This window comes from Pseudomonas sp. P4_C3 (assembly GCF_056402075.1).
This window is the reverse complement of sequence record NZ_JBFUIC010000815.1, coordinates 1-508: the sequence shown is the minus strand read 5'-3', so window position 1 is coordinate 508 and position 508 is coordinate 1. Positions and strand designations below refer to the sequence as shown.

Annotated in this window: 1 protein-coding gene; it reads right to left on the bottom strand. The window is 66.7% G+C overall.

From position 1 onward, the window contains the following. Nucleotides 1-508, bottom strand: a 508-nt coding sequence (locus AC1DVH_RS32605) for a VCBS domain-containing protein (RefSeq protein WP_477757239.1), incomplete at both ends; no start/stop codon positions are given.

Here is a 508-nt window from a genome sequence, read left to right as displayed (position 1 = left end):
TGCACGGTGACCGAAGTGAGGGTGCCGTCGGCACTGCTCACCGCGAAGGTGTCGGTGTAGGTGGTGCCAGCGGCGAACTCGTTGTGGGCGGAACTGGCGACGTAGGTCCAGGCACCGCCGGTGCCGATGGAGAACTGGCCGTAGCTGCCGGCGGTGTTGGTTTGCGCGACGAWGGTTGCGGCGCTGTCGACGTCGCTGATGGTGAGGGTGCCAGCGGTGGTCAGCGCAGCATTGGTCTCGGTGAGGTTGGCGATGTCGGCGGACAGCACGGCGGCATCGTTGGTGCCGAGGATATGCACGGTGACCGAAGTGAGGGTGCCGTCGGCACTGCTCACCGCGAAGGTGTCGGTGTAGGTGGTACCGGCGGCGAACTCGTTGTGGGCGGAACTGGCGACGTAGGTCCAGGCACCGCCGGTGCCGATGGAGAACTGGCCGTAGCTGCCGGCGGTGTTGGTTTGCGCGACGATGGTTGCGGCGCTGTCGACGTCGCTGATGGTGGTGAGGGTGC